Below are 16,269 nucleotides of genomic sequence, written 5' to 3' on the forward strand. Positions count from 1 at the left end.
TTGATGACTATGACCCTTACCACGCTCACCCGTGATCAGTTGTTGGCCAAGTCTGGCGTTTTGCTGATCGTCGATCAGATCCAGCCCCCCTCGGGTCCGGTGGCCAAGGGCGGTGTGACGGTGGTCAAGCCCAAGGAGCTGGGTCTGTTTATTGCGGTAAACGATGACGGCCAGGTATATGGGTTTAACGGCCATGTGGACTTGGGCACGGGGATTCGTACCTCATTGGCGCAGATCGTGGCCGAAGAGCTGGATCTGGCACTGGAGCAGGTGTGCATGGTGCTGGGGGATACCGACAGTGCACCGAATCAGGGCGCAACCATTGCCAGTGCCACCATTCAGATCACGGCAATCCCTTTGCGCAACGCAGCCGCTGAAGCACGGCGTTTTTTACTGGCCCGGGCCGCACAGCAACTGGGGGTTGAGGCGGCGGCTTTGCAAACCGAACGTGGCGTGGTCAAAAGTGCCGACGGACGCCAGCTTTCATTTGCCAGTCTGGTCGGGAGCGAGCGTCATGTGCTGAGTATTTCCGGCGATGCGCCTCTCAAGGCGGTGCAAGACTATCGACTGGTAGGCAAGGCCTCGGCCCGGGTGGATATCCCCGCCAAAGCCACGGGCGAGCTGATCTATGTGCATGACATGCGCCTGCCGGACATGCTGCATGGCCGGGTGATCCGCCCGCCCTATGCCGGGCTGGACAGTGGCGAGTTTGTCGGCAACAGCCTGCTGGAGGTGGACGAGTCGTCCATCGCGCATATTCCGGGCATCGTCAAAGTGGTGGTGATCCGCGACTTCGTGGGTGTGGTCGCCCTGCGTGAAGAGCAGGCCGTGAAGGCTGCCCAGATGCTGAAAGTCACCTGGAAAGCCTGGAATCAAAAGCTCCCCGACATGGATGATGTAGAGCAGGCGATCCGCGACAATCCTCGGGTGCAGCGTGTGGTGCTGGACAAGGGCGATGTCGAACAGGCATTGGCGCAGGCCAGTGAACGCATGCCTCGCACCTATCTGTGGCCCTATCAGATCCACGGCTCCATTGGTCCCTCCTGTGGTCTGGCGGATTATCAGCCAGAGCAGATACGGGTGTGGTCTGGCACGCAAAACCCTCATTTGCTGCGCGCGGACCTGGCCTGGTTACTGGAGTATCCCGAAGAGCGCATTGAGATTATTCGGATGGAGGCGGCGGGGTGTTATGGGCGCAATTGCGCGGATGATGTGTGCGCCGATGCGTTGCTGTTGTCCCGGGCCGTGGGCCTGCCGGTACGCGTGCAACTGACCCGCGAGCAGGAGCACGTTTGGGAGCCCAAGGGCTCGGCGCAGTTGATGGAAGTGGACGGCGGGATCAATGCCGACGGCGGTGTGGCCGGTTATGACTTTCAAACCAGTTACCCCTCGAACGGTGCGCCGACCCTTGCCTTGCTCCTGACGGGGCGTGTTGAACCTGTGGCGGCGATGTTCGAGATGGGAGATCGGACTTCGATCCCGCCTTATGATTTCGAGCACATGCGCGTCACGATCAACGACATGTCGCCGATCGTGCGAGCGTCGTGGATGCGCGGTGTGTCGGCGTTGCCCAATACCTTTGCCCACGAGTCGTATATCGATGAGTTGGCTTTCGCCGCAAAGGTGGATCCTGTCGAATACCGCTTGCGCTATTTGCACGATGATCGGGCTTCGGAGTTGGTCAGGGCTACGGCCGCACGTGCCGATTGGGTGGCGCGTACCGAGCCCATGCAAACCCCGGAACAGGACAATATCCTGCGCGGCCGCGGTTTTGCCTACGCCCGCTATATCCATAGCAAGTTCCCAGGCTTTGGGGCGGCATGGGCGGCGTGGGTCGCGGATGTGGCGGTGGATCGGCTCAGTGGTGAAGTCTCGGTAACACGGGTGGTGATCGGCCATGATGCAGGGATGATGGTCAACCCGGCCGGGGTGCAGCATCAGATCCACGGCAATGTGATTCAGGCCACCAGCCGCGTACTCAAGGAGCGCGTCACGTTCGAAGAGTCCACCGTGAGCAGCAAGGAGTGGGGCGCGTATCCAATTCTGACGTTCAAGCAGGTGCCGAAAATTGATGTGCTGATGATGCCGCGTCAGCACGAGCCCCCCATGGGGGCCGGAGAGTCGGCGGGTGTGCCCAGTGCGGCTGCCATCGCCAATGCCATTTTTGATGCCACCGGCATTCGATTCCGGGAACTGCCGATTACCCCGGAGCGGGTGCTGGCGGCGCTCAAGCATTCACAGGAGGCGGCGGGGCCAGCCCCCGAAGAGATAAAACCCAAGCGTTCAAAGTGGTGGTTTGCGCCGTTGGTTGCCGGGTTCGGTGCATTGGTCGGCATGGCCGCCACGGCATTGCCATGGCGTGCCGAAATCGCCCCTATCGCACCTCCTGCATTGGGTACCTGGTCGGCGGCTACCCTGGAGCGCGGGCGGTTGCTGGCGGCGGTGGGTGATTGTGCGGTCTGCCATACAGCTCCGGGCGGCGTGACCAATGCGGGCGGGCTCGAGATGCAGACGCCATTTGGCACGCTGTACAGCACCAACATCACTCCCGATCCCGAGACCGGTATCGGCAAGTGGTCTTACACGGCGTTCGAGCGTGCCATGCGCGAAGGTATCAGCCGTGACGGCAAGCATCTGTACCCGGCCTTTCCTTACACCTCTTTTCGCAATATTGACGATGCCGACATGCAGGCGCTGTATGCCTATCTGATGTCGCAGGCGCCAGTCAGCCAGCCGGCCAAAGCCAACGACATGCAGTTCCCGTTCAATATGCGGCAGTTGATGGCGGGCTGGAATGCGATTTTTTTGCGCTCGGGTGAAGTCGAGGCGCAACCGCAGCGCAGCGCTCAATGGAATCGCGGCTCTTATCTGGTCAATGGCCTGGGACACTGTGCTGCCTGCCATTCGCCGCGCAACTTGATGGGCGCGCAGAAGGGCGGCGCGTCCTTTCTGGCTGGGGGCATGGTAGATGGCTGGGAGGCTCCGGCGCTCAATGGCTTGTCCAAGGCGCCGACGCCATGGACCGAAAATCAGCTGTTCACCTACCTGAGTACCGGTTACTCCGATGCCCATGGGGTCGCGGCCGGGCCCATGGGGCCGGTGGTCAGTGAGTTGGCAAAGCTGCCTGATGCCGACCGCCGGGCAATGGCGGTGTACCTGGCCTCACTGAGTGCGGATGCGCAAGCCGCTCCCGAGCCGCAGCCAAAAGTCGAAGCTCGCATTGACGCGCAGGCGTTGAGCAATGGCCAGCGAGTCTTCGAGGGTGCTTGCCAGGCCTGCCATGCCGACGGACTGGGACCAAAACTGTTTGGCGTCAGCCCGTCATTGGCCAGTAACAGCAACGTGCACAGCGCGCTGCCTGACAACCTGCTGAAAGTGATTTTGCAGGGCATCCCAACGCCCGCCACGGCAGACCTTGGCTACATGCCCGGCTTCAAGGACAGCCTGTCGAATCGTCAGATCAGCGAGTTGGCGGCGTACCTGCGCCACCGCTTTGCCCCGGCCGAACCTGCTTGGCAGGGGTTGCAGCAGAAGGTGGCGCACGTGCGGGCAAACCCGGGTACTCATTGATCGGTTGCAGCGCCCGGCAGGGTCATGACACCGCGCATGACCAGATCGCTGATAAACGTCAGCCAGTCTTGCTGCTGGCCTTTATCGGCGAGGTCCTGACCCAGGAAGGAGGTGAGCGTGTGTTGGTTCGAATTATAGAAATAGCACAGCGAGGCGATCATCAAATAAACGTGGTTGATGTCGACGTCCTTGCGAAAAAGCCCTTGGCGCTGGCCTTCCTCGATGATTGGCCGGATCACGCCGACAGTGGTCGCCGACAGGCGCCCCATCTCGTGGGATTGCCTGGCGTGTTTGCCTTTGTGCAGGTTTTCGATGGTCAGGATGGCTACGAATTCAGGGTGTGCAACGTAATAGTTCCAGAAAAACGCCACCTGTTGGCGCAAGGCCTCGACCGGCCTGGATGCGTCGGGGCGGTGCAGGCTTTCGGCCTGGTTGAAGGCCTCGTAGGTGTGCTCCAGCACCTGGACAAACAGATTTTCCTTGCTGGAAAAGTAGTAATAAATCATCCGGTCGTTGGACTCGGCTTCTTTGGATATCTGCTCTATGCGCCCACCGGCATAGCCGTCTCGGGCGAACACGGTAATGGCTGCCTTGAGAATGCGCGCTTTGGTCTGGTCGGCCTGGTGGGCCCGGACACCGGTTTTTTTGTTCACGCTGTTGTCCTCCACGATGACGTGTGGCGCTGTTTTTAACGAAGAAACTGCGGCGATGGTACGGCAATTAACTGAATAAGGCTGGGGGCGGCGGTGATGTCTGATTTGTATTGCTTGCTTGATGCACTGGATGAGGCCGACAGAGGCAATGTCGATGTGGTGCTGGCCACGGTGGTCAAGGTAGAAGGTTCGGCTTATCGGCGGCCCGGTGCAAGGATGCTCATACCGCGTTTCGGCCAGGCCGTGGGTACGGTCAGCGGGGGGTGCCTTGAGCAGGAGCTGGTCAGGAAGGCCTGGTGGTTGACCGAGTCTGGGGAGCCGGTGATTCGCTGCTACAGCACGGCGGTGCAGGACGATAATGACCTCGATGAAGAGGGCGCGGAGCTGACATTTGGCCTGGGCTGCAACGGCACGGTGCATGTACTGCTTGAACGCTGTGAAGCGGGCAAGCCATCGTTGTTGCACCAACTGCTGCACGGTGTACGCACAAGCGGTCAGCCCGCCGCGCTGGCGACCGTGTTGTCGGCAGAAGACAGGCGTCGGGTCAAAATGGGTGCCCGGTTGGGGCTGAGCGCCCAGTCGCAACTTCGCGAGGGGTTTCATTGTGAGGTCCTCGCAAGCAAGGTTCAGGCGGATTTGCTCGCGACCCTTGGGTGCAAGAAGTCGTCGCGGATGATCTATGACAGCGGTACGGGCGCCATTGAGGTGTTGCTTGAGTACATCGCGCCTCAGCGCCGGCTGGTGATTTTTGGCGCAGGCAACGACGCCCAGCCGTTGGTGCGCTTTGCCAGTGAGTTGAACTGGCAGGTGCATGTGGTGGACGGGCGGGCGAATTTCGCCCGCGCCGAGCGTTTCCCTGGTGCCAGGCACGTTCTGGTCGCGCCCATCGATCAGGCGTTCGATTTACAGGCAGTGGTGGACGGCGCGGCGGTGGTGATCATGACCCACAGCTATCGGCAGGACAGGCACTGGCTCAAAAACGTCCTGGCCTGTGCGCCGGCTTATGTCGGCCAGTTGGGGCCTAAAGATCGCACTGAGCGCCTGCTTCACGAGATGGGGGCCGGGTCCGCAGGGGCGAACGTTCATTACCCCATGGGGCTGGATCTGGGCGGCGATACACCAGAGAGTGTTGCCCTGGCCATTGTCAGTGAAATCAGCGCCTGCCTGAACCGGCGCCAGGGAGGGATGTTGAAACACCGCAAGACCACGATTCATGAGGCCACACAGGTTCATCTCACTGTGTTGCCTGAGTCGTTGCAGGTCGCAGGAGGCTACCGCAAATGATCGGGTTGACGAGCACGCCGGTGGTGGCGGTGATACTGGCGGCAGGCATGAGTCGGAGGATGGGTGCCCAGAACAAATTGCTCCTGACAATCGAGGGTCAACCAATGGTCAGGCATGTTGTGCTGGCCGCACTGGCGTCCCGCTGCCACAAGGTGCTGGTGGTTGTGGGTCATGAAGCCGAATGCGTTCGGCAGGTGCTGTGCGACCTACCTGTGGAGTTTGTGCTCAATCCAGCCTTTGCTGAAGGGATTGGCGCGTCGGTGCGTGCGGGGGCGCAGGCAGTCAGCCGCCAGCAGGCCGTGCTTTTTTGCCTGGCCGACATGCCAGGAGTCAGCGCCAGGGTGATCGATCGGTTGGTTGACGCCTTTGAGACAAACCGGGGGTTTATGGGTTTTGCGCCGGTTTTCAACGGAAAGCGCGGCAATCCCGTGCTCTGGGTGCCGGGCTGTGTGTCGCGGCTCAGGGAAGCTGCAGGCGATGAAGGGGCGTGGGGGCTCTTGCGTCAGTACCGTGACAGGGTCATGGCGGTAGAAGTCGCCAGTGAGTGGGTGATGGTTGATCTTGATACACCAGATGACTTCTGGCGTGTCTATAATCGCCGCACATCCAATCCCGCCCACAGACTGTCGAGACTTTCATGACTATCTCTCTGTACGCCGCTTCCGTTCCCGTGTTCAAACAAATGCTCAACGCCCTGAGCGGTGTTCTGACCAAGGCTGAAGCTCACGCAACGGCCAAGAACATCGACCCGAGCGTATTCTTGCAGGCGCGCCTTGCACCGGACATGTTCCCGCTGGTGCGTCAGGTTCAAATCGCCGTTGATTTCACCAAGGGTGTTTCGGGCCGTCTGGCTGAAATCGAATTGCCGAAGTACGACGACAGCGAAGTGACCTTTGCTGACCTGCAGGCGCTGATCAGCAAAGTGCTGGCCTTTGTTGACGGGATCAAGCCCGAGCAAATCGACGGCAAGGAAGGCATCGAAATCATCACCCGTCAGGGCACGCCGAAAGAAAAACGCTTCACCGGCCAGGCTTATCTGCTGACCTACGGCCTGCCGCAGTTCTTCTTCCATGTGACCACTGCTTACGCGATCCTGCGCCACAACGGCGTTGAAATCGGCAAGCGCGATTACATGGGCGCGTTCTAAGCAAATCTCCTGTGGAGGCGGGGCAAACCCGGCTCCCACAGGTTTTGCTGATTGACTCAGCCCTGCTGCAGGGTTGAGTCTTCCTTGGCCATGCAGGCCGCAGCCGTAAACAGTACGTCAGTGGACGAGTTGAGCGCGGTTTCTGCCGAATCCTGCAGGATGCCGATGATGAAGCCCACCGCCACGACTTGCATCGCAATCTCGCTCGGAATGCCGAACAGGCTGCACGCCAACGGAATCAACAGCAGCGAGCCTCCCGCCACACCCGACGCGCCGCAGGCGCAAATGGCGGCCACCACGCTCAGCAGGATGGCTGTCGGAATATCCACCGCAATCCCCAGCGTATGCACGGCTGCCAGACTCAACACGGTGATAGTGATCGCTGCGCCCGCCATATTGATGGTGGCACCCAGCGGGATCGATACCGAATAGGTGTCTTCGTGCAGGCCCAGGCGCTCACTCAATGCCATGTTCACTGGAATGTTGGCCGCCGAACTGCGGGTGAAAAACGCGGTAATCCCGCTTTCGCGCAGGCACAGGAACACCAGCGGATAGGGATTGCGACGCAGCTTCCAGAACACGATCAGCGGGTTGACCACCAGCGCCACAAACAGCATGCAACCCATCAGTACCGTGAGCAGGTGCAGGTAGCCCAGCAATGCGCCGAAGCCTGAAGAGGCGAGGGTGGCAGACACCAGGCCGAAAATCCCCAGCGGTGCAAAACGGATAACCACGCGCACGATCAGGGTGACGCCGTTGGACAGGTCGTTAAGCACGGTGCGGGTAGTGTCGCCAGCATGACGAATGGCTATGCCCATGCCGATGGCCCACGCCAGGATGCCGATAAAGTTGGCATTGACCAGCGCGTTGACCGGGTTGTCGACCACGCTCAACAGCAGGCTTTGCAGCACTTCGCTGATACCGCCCGGGGCGGCAATGGCGATGTTTTCAGTGGCCAGAACCAGAGTCGACGGGAACATCATGCTGGCGATAACGGCCACGACTGCGGCAGCAAACGTGCCGAACAGGTACAAAACAAGGATCGGGCGAATATGGGTTTCCTGGCCGTGCTTGTGGTTGGCAATCGAGGCCATGACCAGCACAAACACCAGGATAGGTGCCACGGCTTTCAAGGCACTGACGAACACCTTGCCGATGAAGGCCACCGAAAGGGCTGCGGAAGGCGCAAGCCAGGCCAGCAAAATACCGGCAATCAGCCCGATGACAATCTGAGTGACCAGGCTGGTGCTCTTGAGCTTTTGCAGCAGGGTGGGTGGAGCGGCAGTCATAAGGGGTTCTCTAGTCATTGAAAACTGTGGGGCGATCAGCGGCAAACGGGCAGGCTGATCGACGCAGTCGGCGGGGGGCGAACTTTATCATAGAGATGTAGGTGCTTTCCTACGTAGGGGCGATCTGCCACATCAGAGATAGAACGTGTCCGGAGTAGCATGGCTTCACGTTGAATCATTCTGTTAACATTGTGCATCCCCACACTTTTCTTCAAATCAGCGGGCCTTTCGGGCTTTCGCTGGTCTCGTTGTCTCTGGAGTTATTCATGCTGTTGCCCATCCTGCTGCTGTCTGCGGCCGGCTTTACTGTGCTTACTACCGAGTTTGTCATCGTCGGCCTGCTGCCTTCGATTGCCCGCGACCTTGAGGTCACCGTGCCCCAGGCCGGTTTGCTGGTGACCCTGTTTGCCTTTACGGTTGCGGCCTTTGGCCCGTTTTTGACTGCTTACTGCGCGCGCTTTGAGCGCAAACGCCTGTTTATCTCGATTTTGCTGATGTTCGCCTTCGCCAACACCGTGGCGGCACTGGCGCCGAATATTTGGGTGATGGCATTTGCGCGACTGTTACCGGCACTGGGTTTGCCGGTGTTCTGGGCCCTGGCCAGCGAAACGGCAGTGGACATCGTAGGCCCGGATTACGCCGGGCGGGCGATTGCCAAAATCGGGTTCGGAATCGTCTGTGCGACAGTGTTTGGCATCCCGGTAGGCACCCTGATCTCGGATGCCTGGGGCTGGCGCAGTGCCTTCGGCATTCTGGCCGTTGTCGCACTGGCCAAGGCGCTGTTGCTGTGGATGTATTTGCCGGCTACCCATGGCGTAAAAGAAAGCGTCACCCTGCGATCGCAATTTGCCCTGCTGCGCAGCCCGCTCATGATGGGTCACATCGTGCTCTCAGTGCTGGTGTTCAGCGGCATGTTCACGGCCTACACCTATCTGGCCGATATCCTTGAGCGTCTGGCAGGTTTCGACGGCACGCTGGTGGGCTGGTGCCTGATGGGCTTTGGCGCCGTAGGCCTGCTCGGCAACTCGTTGGGCGGACGGATGGTGGATCGCCACCCGCTGATTGCCTCGATGGTGTTTTGTGCCTTCATGATCGGCGGGCTGGTGGCGCTGGTGCCGAGCATTCATTCAACCCTGGGCCTTGCGGCGGCGATGGGTATCTGGGGTGTGACGCAGGCGGCCATGTTCTTGGTCAGCCATGTGCGCCTGATGAAAGTTGCACCCCATGCGCCGGCATTTGCCGCGTCGCTGAATATTGCGGGGGCCAATCTGGGGATCGGCCTGGGCGCGATGGTAGGTGGGCGGGTCATCGATAACTATGGCCTGGGCAGCCTGGGGTATGCGGCTGCCGGGTTTATCTTGATCTCGATTCTGCTGGCCATGTTGCTGATGACCGCCAAGGTGCGCCCCGTGTGCGCTAGCGCGGGGTAAACAATTCGCGTCGGGCCCCCTCGGTGATTGCAACGATGCCAGGATGACGGATTTTTCGCTCGACGGTGATGGCGTAAAACGATTCGGTCACGGCTTCGGTGTGGCCGATCAACTCGACGTCAAACTGGCGTATCACTTCCTGGGCAATCACGCTCGGCGCAATAAATACGCCAATTCCGGACTGGCCAAAGGCCTGCATCAACGCGCTGTCATCGAATTCACCGACAATCCGCGGCTGTATCTGCTGCTCGGCCAGCCAGCGCAACAAGCGGCTTCGCAACACGGTTTCGGGTCCTGGAATCAGCAGCGGAGCGCCTTGCAGGCAATGGGGAAAGTTCTCTGAGTAATCTCTGGCAAGGGCCGGGGTGGCAAAAAAGCTGATACCGCATTCCCCCAGTTTCTGGCTAAAACCCTTGATGTCCAGGTGGGAGGGCATCGGGCTGTCTGAAATAACCAGATCGAGACGTTGAATGGCCAGGTCTGCCAGCAGCCGATCAAGTTTGTCTTCGCGGCAGGTGATACGGATCGGCTCATCCAGTTCCATGGTCGGCGCGATCAGGCGATACACGATCGATTTGGGCACCACATCGGCCACGCCTACCCGAAACAGAATCTGCTGCTCTTTAGGCGCCATGCGCAGCATGCTTTCCAGTTCGCTGCCGAGCTGAAAGATCTGTTCTGCATAGGGCAATACCTGGCGGCCGGTCTCGGTCAGCTCCAGTTGGCGCCCGACCCGTCGAAACAAGGGCAGGCCATAGGTGTCCTCCAGCAGGCTGATTTGCCCGCTGATGGTCTGCGGGGTGAGGTTCAGTTGCTCACAGGCGCGAACAATGCTGCCGGTTTTGGCGACGACCCAGAAGTAATGAAGTTGACGGTAATTTAGCATCAGCGCTGCAACACTTCGTAAAAATCGAAGTATAGCGCTTATAAATACGAATTTTCCTGAAGTGTTCAACCCTCTAGAATCCCGCGTCATGCGCAAGCCACTCAGGTGGCCGCCGATTTAGAGAGGAAAATGATCATGAACATTAAACAATCAGGTGTTGCACTACTGTTGTCGGCAGGCTTGTTGCTCATGACCGGTTGCGATCAGGCAGAAAAAGCGGCGCAACAGATGTTGAGCAAAACGGCTGAATCCGCCAAGCAGGCCATTGATGACACCCACAAGGCTGCTGAGCAAGCGCTCAGCGATGCCACGGGTGGACTGATTGAAAAAGAAAAGCCTGAGCAAGAAAACGAAAAATCGTCCAAAGCTATCTAACCAGTCTTACTGCAGAGTCCGAGCACACCTATGGAATATCTTTTACAACTGGCTGCCAGCCCCGCAGCCTGGGTCGCTTTAGCCACGTTGATCGTGATGGAAATCGTGCTGGGCATCGATAACCTGATCTTTATCTCGATTTTGACCAACAAACTGCCTGAGCAGTACCGCACCAAGGCCCGTCGTATCGGTATCGGCATGGCGTTGATTCTGCGTCTGGGCTTGCTGGGTACCATTGCCTACATCGTTCAACTGACTACGCCGGTGTTTGAAGTGTTGGGCAAGGCCTTCTCGTGGAAGGACATGATCCTGATTGCCGGTGGTCTGTTCCTGGTGTGGAAAGCCACCAGCGAAATCCATCACAGCATGACCCCGCAGGAGGAAGAAAAAACCGAGAGCGTGTCATCGAAAGTGACCTTGGGTTTTGCCGCGGCTATCGGTCAGATTTTGATGCTGGACCTGGTGTTCTCCATCGACAGCATCATTACCGCAGTAGGCATGACCGAGCACTTGCCGATCATGGTGATTGCAGTGGTGGTGGCGGTGATGGTGATGTTGCTGGCTTCGGAGCCCCTGGCCAAGTTCATCAATGACAACCCGACTGTGGTAATGCTGGCGCTGGCCTTCCTTATCATGATCGGCATGACCCTGATCGCCGAAGGCTTCGGTGCTCATGTGCCCAAGGGTTACGTGTATGCGGCGATGGCGTTCTCGGCCACTGTTGAGACACTTAACATTCTGGCGCGGCGGGTACGGGAAAAACGTCAGGCAGCCCTGGTGAAATAAACGCACATTGCTGTTAAAAAGCCGTCCACCCTGTATGGGGTGGACGGCTTTTTTGTGGAGTCAATGTGCGCTTGCTGCGCCAGTTACCGGTTTTTCAGGGGTGTCTTGCGGTTTGGCCTGCACCTGCGGATGGTGATGGCGGCTGATGCGCATCAGGCCCCATAGCATGGCGCCGGCAACGGCCAGCCAGCCTGTGATCAGCAGGAAAATAGTGATTATCGGGCTCATCAGTGCCTCCTTTGTCCCCTACGGGCTCAAACACACACTAAGCAAGGGACAGTCTAGTCTGTGCAGTGTTGCAGTCTATTGACCGAAGGTCGTGCTGGACTAACCGATTTGCTCTATCACGTCGATTGGGCTGTGGCTTAAGGCTATACCTTGCCTTATTGGCGCCCTATGATCGACGGCCGTGGCAGGCCTTGCGGTCTGGCGTTCATTCAAGGCGAGGGAATATGCAGGCTGTGACTGGATTGAGATCAGCACGAATGTGGCTGGCAGCGTTGTTTGTGTTTGTGTTGGCGATGGCGGGGTGTGCCAGTGTCGAGTCGCCCGAGTTTCGGCGTTTGCCGGAACGCGTCGAGCTCAATGGCGTTCCCTTTTTTCGCGGTAACGCCAATCAAGGCGCTCCGCAGACACTGGCCGGGATGCTCGGTGAGCAACGGATCAGAATCACCCCGGGCCTTTTGGTCAAGCCGCTGAAACTGCCGGGCGGCGAGGCGTCGTTGCAAGGCAACATAGAACAACTGGCCGCTGGCTACGGGTTGATGGTGTACCCGCTGGATACATCCCTGTCGGCGTTATTGGCCCAAGTAGCGGCCGGTTATCCGGTCATGGTGCGCTTCAGCGACGGAATGCTCTGGTCAGAGCCGCGCTACGCGATGCTGGTGGGTTACAACCGTGCCAAGGGTACGGTGTTGTTGCGGGCAGGCATGGAGCGTCGACGCGTGATGGACTTCAAGGCATTCGAGTCAGCCTGGAAAGATGCCGGGGGCTGGGCAGTGTTGATCCTGTCGCCGACACAATTGCCAGCCAATGTAGACAAGGCGCGCTGGTTGAAAGTGGCCAATGACCTGTCCCGCTCCGGTCAGGAGCAGGCAGGGGCCACGGCCATCAAGACTCTGAGGTCGCACAACTAGTTAGAAGCCGAACTTGTCCCGCAGGCTGTAGTACCACGCACCCAAAGCGGTCAGCGGCGTACGCAGCAGTTGCCCGCCGGGGAACGGGTAGTGAGGCAAGTCGGCAAAAGCGTCAAAGCGCTCGGCCTGTCCGCGCAGGGCTTCGGCCAGTACCTTGCCGGCCAGGTGGGTATACGTCACTCCGTGGCCACTGCAACCTTGCGAGTAATAAATGTTGTCACCGATGCGGCCGACCTGAGGCAGGCGCGACAGCGTCAGCAGGAAGTTACCCGTCCAGGCGTAATCAATCTTCACGTCCTTGAGTTGCGGGAAGGCCTTGAGCATTTTTGGCCGGATAATCGCCTCGATATTGGCGGGGTCCCGCGCGCCATACACCACGCCACCCCCAAAGATCAGGCGCTTGTCACCGGACAGGCGATAGTAGTCGAGCAGGTAATTGCAGTCTTCGACGCAGTAGTTCTGGGGCAGCAGCGTTTTTGCCAGCTCTTCGCTCAGCGGCTCGGTCGTGATTACCTGCGTGCCGCAGGGCATGGATTTGGACGCCAGTTCGGGCACCAGATTGCCCAGGTAGGCATTGCCCGCAACGATGATGAACTTGGCCCGGACCTTGCCCTGGGGCGTATGCACCACAGGATTGGCGCCGCGCTCTATGCGAATCGCAGGTGACTGCTCATAAATCTTGCCGCCCAGCGACTCGACCGCGGCCGCTTCACCCAGCGCCAGGTTGAGCGGGTGGATATGCCCGCCGCTCATGTCCAGCAGCCCGCCCTGATACTGGTCGCAGGCAACCACTTCACGAATCCGGCGCTGATCCAGCAGTTCCAGGGACGTATTGCCATAGCGTTCCCAGAGCTTCTTTTGAGCTTCCAGATGACCCATCTGCTTGCCAGTAATCGCAGCAAACACACCGCCGTCTTTCAAATCGCACTGGATCTGATACTTGGCCACGCGTTCACGAATAATCTTGCTGCCTTCGAAGGCCATATTCCCCAGCAGTTGTGCCTGCTTGGCTCCCACCGTGCGCTCGATCACATCGATATCGCGGCTGTAGCTGTTAACGATCTGGCCGCCATTGCGCCCCGAGGCACCGAACCCCACCTTCGCGGCCTCCAGCACGGCGACCGAGAAACCGGCCTCCAGCAAAAACAGCGCACTCGACAGCCCGGTGTAGCCGGCGCCGATTACACAGACGTCCACCTCAACCTCGCCCTGCAGGGCAGGGCGCTCAGGAGTCGGATTAGCTGAAGCCGCATAGTAGGACTGGGGATAGTGAGTGTTCGACATTCTGCAGCCTCTGTTTTATATTTTTTACGAGTGAAACCGATGCTACCTGAGTTGAAATCCCCCCGCCAGCCACTGGCGAATGAGCTTTTTTGCGGGAAAAATAAAAAATTCGACTATTCATAGGGTTAGCTGCAAAAAAGGTGTTGACACCCCTCCGCAAATCTATAGAATGCGACCCCACAGCAGGCACGTAGCTCAGTTGGTTAGAGCACCACCTTGACATGGTGGGGGTCGTTGGTTCGAGTCCAATCGCGCCTACCAAACAAAATCCGCTCTGCTGGGCGGTCTAGAAGGGCTCACCGAAAGGTGGGCCCTTTTTTGTTGTCTTCGATTTGCAAAACCCCCCACCTCAGAACGCCAAATCAGCTCCCACCTCCAGGTACTCGATACCTTTCCCTGTGTGCCCGTCCTGATAGTGTTTGGTCATCTTCGCGTCCGCGTGACCCATTGTTCTTTGGTCGAGCCTTATTCGTACCGCAAGGGTGTGCTGATCGTACTCGGGTCAGCGATGAGCATGCAGTCCAGCTTTGTACTGAACTTTGAGAATTTCGACAGCGTTCTCTATGCCAGATCAAGGCCTATGGTGTTTGATTGTAAATGCATTTACAATTATTCTAATGTGACTGACGCAAGGCAAAGGCCATGGAAATCAAAGAGTCTATTGAGATTAGATCGACCCCCGCGCAAGTGTTCCGTTTGTATAAAGATGCGGCGGGCTGGGCCGATTGGGACCCAGAGGTGAGCAATGCAAGCTTGCCCGGCGGTCTTGAGTTGGGCGCCAAAGGCTGGCTTAAGCCAAAGGTGGGACCCAAGGCCAACATTCAGATTGTCGAAATGACCGAGGGCAAGTCGTTTTCGGTGCAAAGCCGTTTGCCTTTATGCCGCATGGAATTCGGGCACCTGCTTACCGAAGTGGAGGGGGGCACTGTCGCAACCCACTGGGTTGAATTCTGCGGGCCGCTGAGTTTTCTGTTTCGATACCTGGTCGGTAGATCAATCCAGGCATCGATGCCCAACACGATGCAGGGGCTCAAGAAGTCTTGTGAAGCCCAGGCACGTTCCCGTGAGTGCTAATCAGGATGGTGTCGAGGGGCGCTGGAGTGGTTCCGTCTTTGCAGGACCAAACGACAGCCCTGGATTCCGGCTTTGGCGTGACTTTTTAGACTGGCAGCGTCAACTCAACGCTCGCTTGAAACCTTTGGGTCTTACCCAGCCACAGTTCGCCATCCTGGCTGTAAGTGGCTGGCTGACAAGAGAGGGCGAGCCGATTACTCAACATGGCATTGCCAGTTTTACCGGCATGGATCGCATGCATATTTCGCAAATCATTTCTCGTCTGGAAAAGGACGGGCTTATTGAAAAGCAAACAAACCCGCACGACCAGCGCGCAAACCTGGTTTCACTTAGCGAAGAGGGCCATCGTCGATTGCGTGTTGCGATACCTGTTGTTGAAGCCTTCGACAGTGAGTTTTTTCTAAAACCCAGCGTTTGAATGCCTGTTTGACAATCATCACGTGATGCCCCCGGGCCCGCCTTGTGCGGGCCTGTTCGTAAGGGACGCATATGTCGACTCCATGGCAACAACTGAATCTGACACCGGTGCTGAGCGCGCCAATGGATAATCCGGATCAAGCCAGAAGGGGCGGGATAGAAGGCATCATAAAATCAGCCACTGTTCTCAACGTTGTTTTTACAACCCGTCACAGTGGGATATGGCCGACACACCAGCATCATTTTGTCCTTCGGTTCGAATCCGTGATCAATCATGCAGCGTTGCACTTTGGCAGTGCGTCCGATGCTGGCAACTTCAAGGTTCGACCCGAGTGGTTTCGGATATCCGCAGGCGTACATGACGGGTAGTGCTTCCTGATTATTGGCGTGTTGCATCGAGAAGTGGTGTGACGCGCCGGCTTTTCGCCAGGAGACCTGCATGTTTTCATAGCGGCCAGAATCGGGTTTTATTGGATAGAAGCCTTCATCGGCTTCGAACGGCAATGCTTCAAGTTGGGACAAGCCAAGTGGATGACCATTTCTTTCTTCCACGCAGGCTGGAACATCGCTCATGACTTCACAAAATTCAAACCCGTCTTTGCGCGTAAAACCCAGGCGTTGCATGCACTGGAATTGAAGCACCCGTTCGTTTGTCGGTATACGGTCCAATGAGCGTTCTACAGGGTTCCCACACTCTGCCATGGCCGCTTTAACGCCGTCTACGGAAGTAGACGTGCGTTGCCACTGTGTGAACTCGGCTGAAGGCGGGCAACCGGTAAGCAACAATACCGTTGCGACCAGGGCAGGGAAGGTGATGATCTGACCGTTACGGAACATAGTGATCCTTACTTATGTCGGTCGAGGCGAATGCTGTTAAGTCTTTGGGCGCATTGACCAAGAAGAATGCTCGGTCCGAAAAGGTGTCACGCACACAGCGG

Annotated in this window: 16 protein-coding genes and 1 tRNA gene; 11 read left to right on the forward strand and 6 right to left on the reverse strand. The window is 58.2% G+C overall.

Annotation, left to right across the window (positions count from 1 at the left end):
* Positions 1-9: 9 nt before the first annotated feature.
* Complete coding sequence (locus VSQ83_RS08365) at positions 10-3,570, forward strand: molybdopterin cofactor-binding domain-containing protein (protein ID WP_326427689.1); 3,561 nt, start codon at positions 10-12, stop codon at positions 3,568-3,570.
* Here VSQ83_RS08365 and VSQ83_RS08370 read toward each other — a convergent pair.
* Complete coding sequence (locus VSQ83_RS08370; RefSeq protein ID WP_326425999.1) at positions 3,564-4,223, reverse strand: TetR family transcriptional regulator; 660 nt, start codon at positions 4,221-4,223, stop codon at positions 3,564-3,566. The two genes, VSQ83_RS08365 and VSQ83_RS08370, sit on opposite strands and share 7 nt — an antisense overlap.
* A gap of 96 nt (positions 4,224-4,319) precedes the next feature.
* Here VSQ83_RS08370 and VSQ83_RS08375 point away from each other — a divergent pair, with 96 nt between their 5' ends.
* Genes VSQ83_RS08375 through VSQ83_RS08385 form a run of 3 tightly spaced genes read left to right on the forward strand, consistent with a single transcriptional unit; the run spans position 4,320 to position 6,654 of the window.
* On the forward strand, positions 4,320-5,507 hold the full coding sequence (locus tag VSQ83_RS08375) for an XdhC family protein (RefSeq protein WP_326426001.1): 1,188 nt from the start codon (positions 4,320-4,322) through the stop codon (positions 5,505-5,507).
* Positions 5,504-6,148 carry a nucleotidyltransferase family protein gene (locus tag VSQ83_RS08380; protein WP_133077224.1) on the forward strand — a complete coding sequence of 215 codons (645 nt, stop codon included), beginning with the start codon at positions 5,504-5,506 and terminating at the stop codon, positions 6,146-6,148. The genes VSQ83_RS08375 and VSQ83_RS08380 overlap by 4 nt, the downstream gene beginning before the upstream one ends.
* Positions 6,145-6,654 (forward strand): DUF1993 domain-containing protein, encoded by a 510-nt coding sequence (locus VSQ83_RS08385; RefSeq protein ID WP_133077225.1) that lies wholly within the window; start codon positions 6,145-6,147, stop codon positions 6,652-6,654. The genes VSQ83_RS08380 and VSQ83_RS08385 overlap by 4 nt, the downstream gene beginning before the upstream one ends.
* Before the next feature lie 56 nt (positions 6,655-6,710).
* Here VSQ83_RS08385 and sstT read toward each other — a convergent pair whose 3' ends face one another.
* A complete protein-coding gene (gene sstT / locus VSQ83_RS08390; protein WP_133077226.1) occupies positions 6,711-7,943 on the reverse strand; it encodes a serine/threonine transporter SstT in 1,233 nt (410 codons plus the stop codon).
* Between the two features lie 266 nt (positions 7,944-8,209).
* On the opposite strand from sstT, the gene VSQ83_RS08395 reads away from it, so the two are divergent.
* The gene (locus VSQ83_RS08395; protein WP_133077227.1) at positions 8,210-9,373 is read left to right on the forward strand and encodes an MFS transporter; all 1,164 of its coding nucleotides are present in this window, start codon (positions 8,210-8,212) and stop codon (positions 9,371-9,373) included.
* Here VSQ83_RS08395 and nhaR read toward each other — a convergent pair.
* Entirely contained in the window at positions 9,360-10,259 is a 900-nt protein-coding gene (nhaR, locus tag VSQ83_RS08400; RefSeq protein ID WP_133077228.1) for a transcriptional activator NhaR, read from the reverse strand. The genes VSQ83_RS08395 and nhaR overlap by 14 nt on opposite strands.
* A gap of 135 nt (positions 10,260-10,394) precedes the next feature.
* Between nhaR and VSQ83_RS08405 the strand changes: the two genes are divergently transcribed.
* Together VSQ83_RS08405 and VSQ83_RS08410 are read left to right on the forward strand one after the other, a co-directional pair.
* Positions 10,395-10,634 (forward strand): hypothetical protein, encoded by a 240-nt coding sequence (locus VSQ83_RS08405; RefSeq protein ID WP_133077252.1) that lies wholly within the window; start codon positions 10,395-10,397, stop codon positions 10,632-10,634.
* A gap of 30 nt (positions 10,635-10,664) precedes the next feature.
* Positions 10,665-11,420, forward strand: a complete 756-nt coding sequence (locus VSQ83_RS08410) for a TerC family protein (RefSeq protein WP_133077229.1) — start codon at positions 10,665-10,667, stop codon at positions 11,418-11,420.
* 60 nt (positions 11,421-11,480) lie between these two features.
* On the opposite strand, the gene VSQ83_RS08415 is transcribed toward VSQ83_RS08410, so the two are convergent.
* Positions 11,481-11,648, reverse strand: coding sequence for a hypothetical protein (locus tag VSQ83_RS08415; protein WP_219261487.1), 168 nt, complete (start codon positions 11,646-11,648; stop codon positions 11,481-11,483).
* A gap of 224 nt (positions 11,649-11,872) precedes the next feature.
* Here VSQ83_RS08415 and VSQ83_RS08420 point away from each other — a divergent pair, with 224 nt between their 5' ends.
* Complete coding sequence (locus tag VSQ83_RS08420; RefSeq protein WP_326426004.1) at positions 11,873-12,556, forward strand: peptidase C39 family protein; 684 nt, start codon at positions 11,873-11,875, stop codon at positions 12,554-12,556.
* Here the strand turns inward: VSQ83_RS08420 and VSQ83_RS08425 are convergent, their stop codons facing one another.
* A complete protein-coding gene (locus VSQ83_RS08425; protein WP_326426006.1) occupies positions 12,557-13,840 on the reverse strand; it encodes an NAD(P)/FAD-dependent oxidoreductase in 1,284 nt (427 codons plus the stop codon). It abuts the gene before it with no gap.
* A 184-nt stretch (positions 13,841-14,024) separates the two neighbouring features.
* On the opposite strand from VSQ83_RS08425, the gene VSQ83_RS08430 reads away from it, so the two are divergent.
* The 3 genes from VSQ83_RS08430 to VSQ83_RS08440 all read left to right on the forward strand — a co-directional run bounded on the left by VSQ83_RS08430 (position 14,025) and on the right by VSQ83_RS08440 (position 15,332).
* A tRNA-Val gene (locus VSQ83_RS08430) sits at positions 14,025-14,101 on the forward strand.
* Positions 14,102-14,482: 381 nt separating this feature from the next.
* The gene (locus tag VSQ83_RS08435) at positions 14,483-14,914 is read left to right on the forward strand and encodes an SRPBCC family protein (RefSeq protein ID WP_133077237.1); all 432 of its coding nucleotides are present in this window, start codon (positions 14,483-14,485) and stop codon (positions 14,912-14,914) included.
* A complete protein-coding gene (locus VSQ83_RS08440) occupies positions 14,904-15,332 on the forward strand; it encodes a MarR family winged helix-turn-helix transcriptional regulator (protein ID WP_133077238.1) in 429 nt (142 codons plus the stop codon). Before VSQ83_RS08435 ends, VSQ83_RS08440 begins: the two co-directional genes overlap by 11 nt.
* 173 nt (positions 15,333-15,505) lie before the next feature.
* Here VSQ83_RS08440 and VSQ83_RS08445 read toward each other — a convergent pair whose 3' ends face one another.
* Positions 15,506-16,168, reverse strand: coding sequence for a hypothetical protein (locus VSQ83_RS08445; RefSeq protein ID WP_326426010.1), 663 nt, complete (start codon positions 16,166-16,168; stop codon positions 15,506-15,508).
* Positions 16,169-16,269: the final 101 nt, after the last annotated feature.

It is taken from the genome of Pseudomonas sp. DSV-1 (assembly GCF_035830915.1).
Classification (GTDB): Bacteria; Pseudomonadota; Gammaproteobacteria; order Pseudomonadales; family Pseudomonadaceae; genus Aquipseudomonas.

Coding starts and splice junctions, on each gene's coding strand:
- VSQ83_RS08365 (WP_326427689.1), top strand. CDS start 10: ATGACCCTTACCACGCTCACCCGTGATCAGTTGTTGGCCAAGTCTGGC.
- nhaR (WP_133077228.1), bottom strand. CDS start 10,259: ATGCTAAATTACCGTCAACTTCATTACTTCTGGGTCGTCGCCAAAACC.
- VSQ83_RS08375 (WP_326426001.1), top strand. CDS start 4,320: ATGTCTGATTTGTATTGCTTGCTTGATGCACTGGATGAGGCCGACAGA.
- VSQ83_RS08415 (WP_219261487.1), bottom strand. CDS start 11,648: ATGAGCCCGATAATCACTATTTTCCTGCTGATCACAGGCTGGCTGGCC.
- VSQ83_RS08435 (WP_133077237.1), top strand. CDS start 14,483: ATGGAAATCAAAGAGTCTATTGAGATTAGATCGACCCCCGCGCAAGTG.
- VSQ83_RS08445 (WP_326426010.1), bottom strand. CDS start 16,168: ATGTTCCGTAACGGTCAGATCATCACCTTCCCTGCCCTGGTCGCAACG.
- VSQ83_RS08380 (WP_133077224.1), top strand. CDS start 5,504: ATGATCGGGTTGACGAGCACGCCGGTGGTGGCGGTGATACTGGCGGCA.
- sstT (WP_133077226.1), bottom strand. CDS start 7,943: ATGACTGCCGCTCCACCCACCCTGCTGCAAAAGCTCAAGAGCACCAGC.
- VSQ83_RS08385 (WP_133077225.1), top strand. CDS start 6,145: ATGACTATCTCTCTGTACGCCGCTTCCGTTCCCGTGTTCAAACAAATG.
- VSQ83_RS08395 (WP_133077227.1), top strand. CDS start 8,210: ATGCTGTTGCCCATCCTGCTGCTGTCTGCGGCCGGCTTTACTGTGCTT.
- VSQ83_RS08410 (WP_133077229.1), top strand. CDS start 10,665: ATGGAATATCTTTTACAACTGGCTGCCAGCCCCGCAGCCTGGGTCGCT.
- VSQ83_RS08405 (WP_133077252.1), top strand. CDS start 10,395: ATGAACATTAAACAATCAGGTGTTGCACTACTGTTGTCGGCAGGCTTG.
- VSQ83_RS08420 (WP_326426004.1), top strand. CDS start 11,873: ATGCAGGCTGTGACTGGATTGAGATCAGCACGAATGTGGCTGGCAGCG.
- VSQ83_RS08425 (WP_326426006.1), bottom strand. CDS start 13,840: ATGTCGAACACTCACTATCCCCAGTCCTACTATGCGGCTTCAGCTAAT.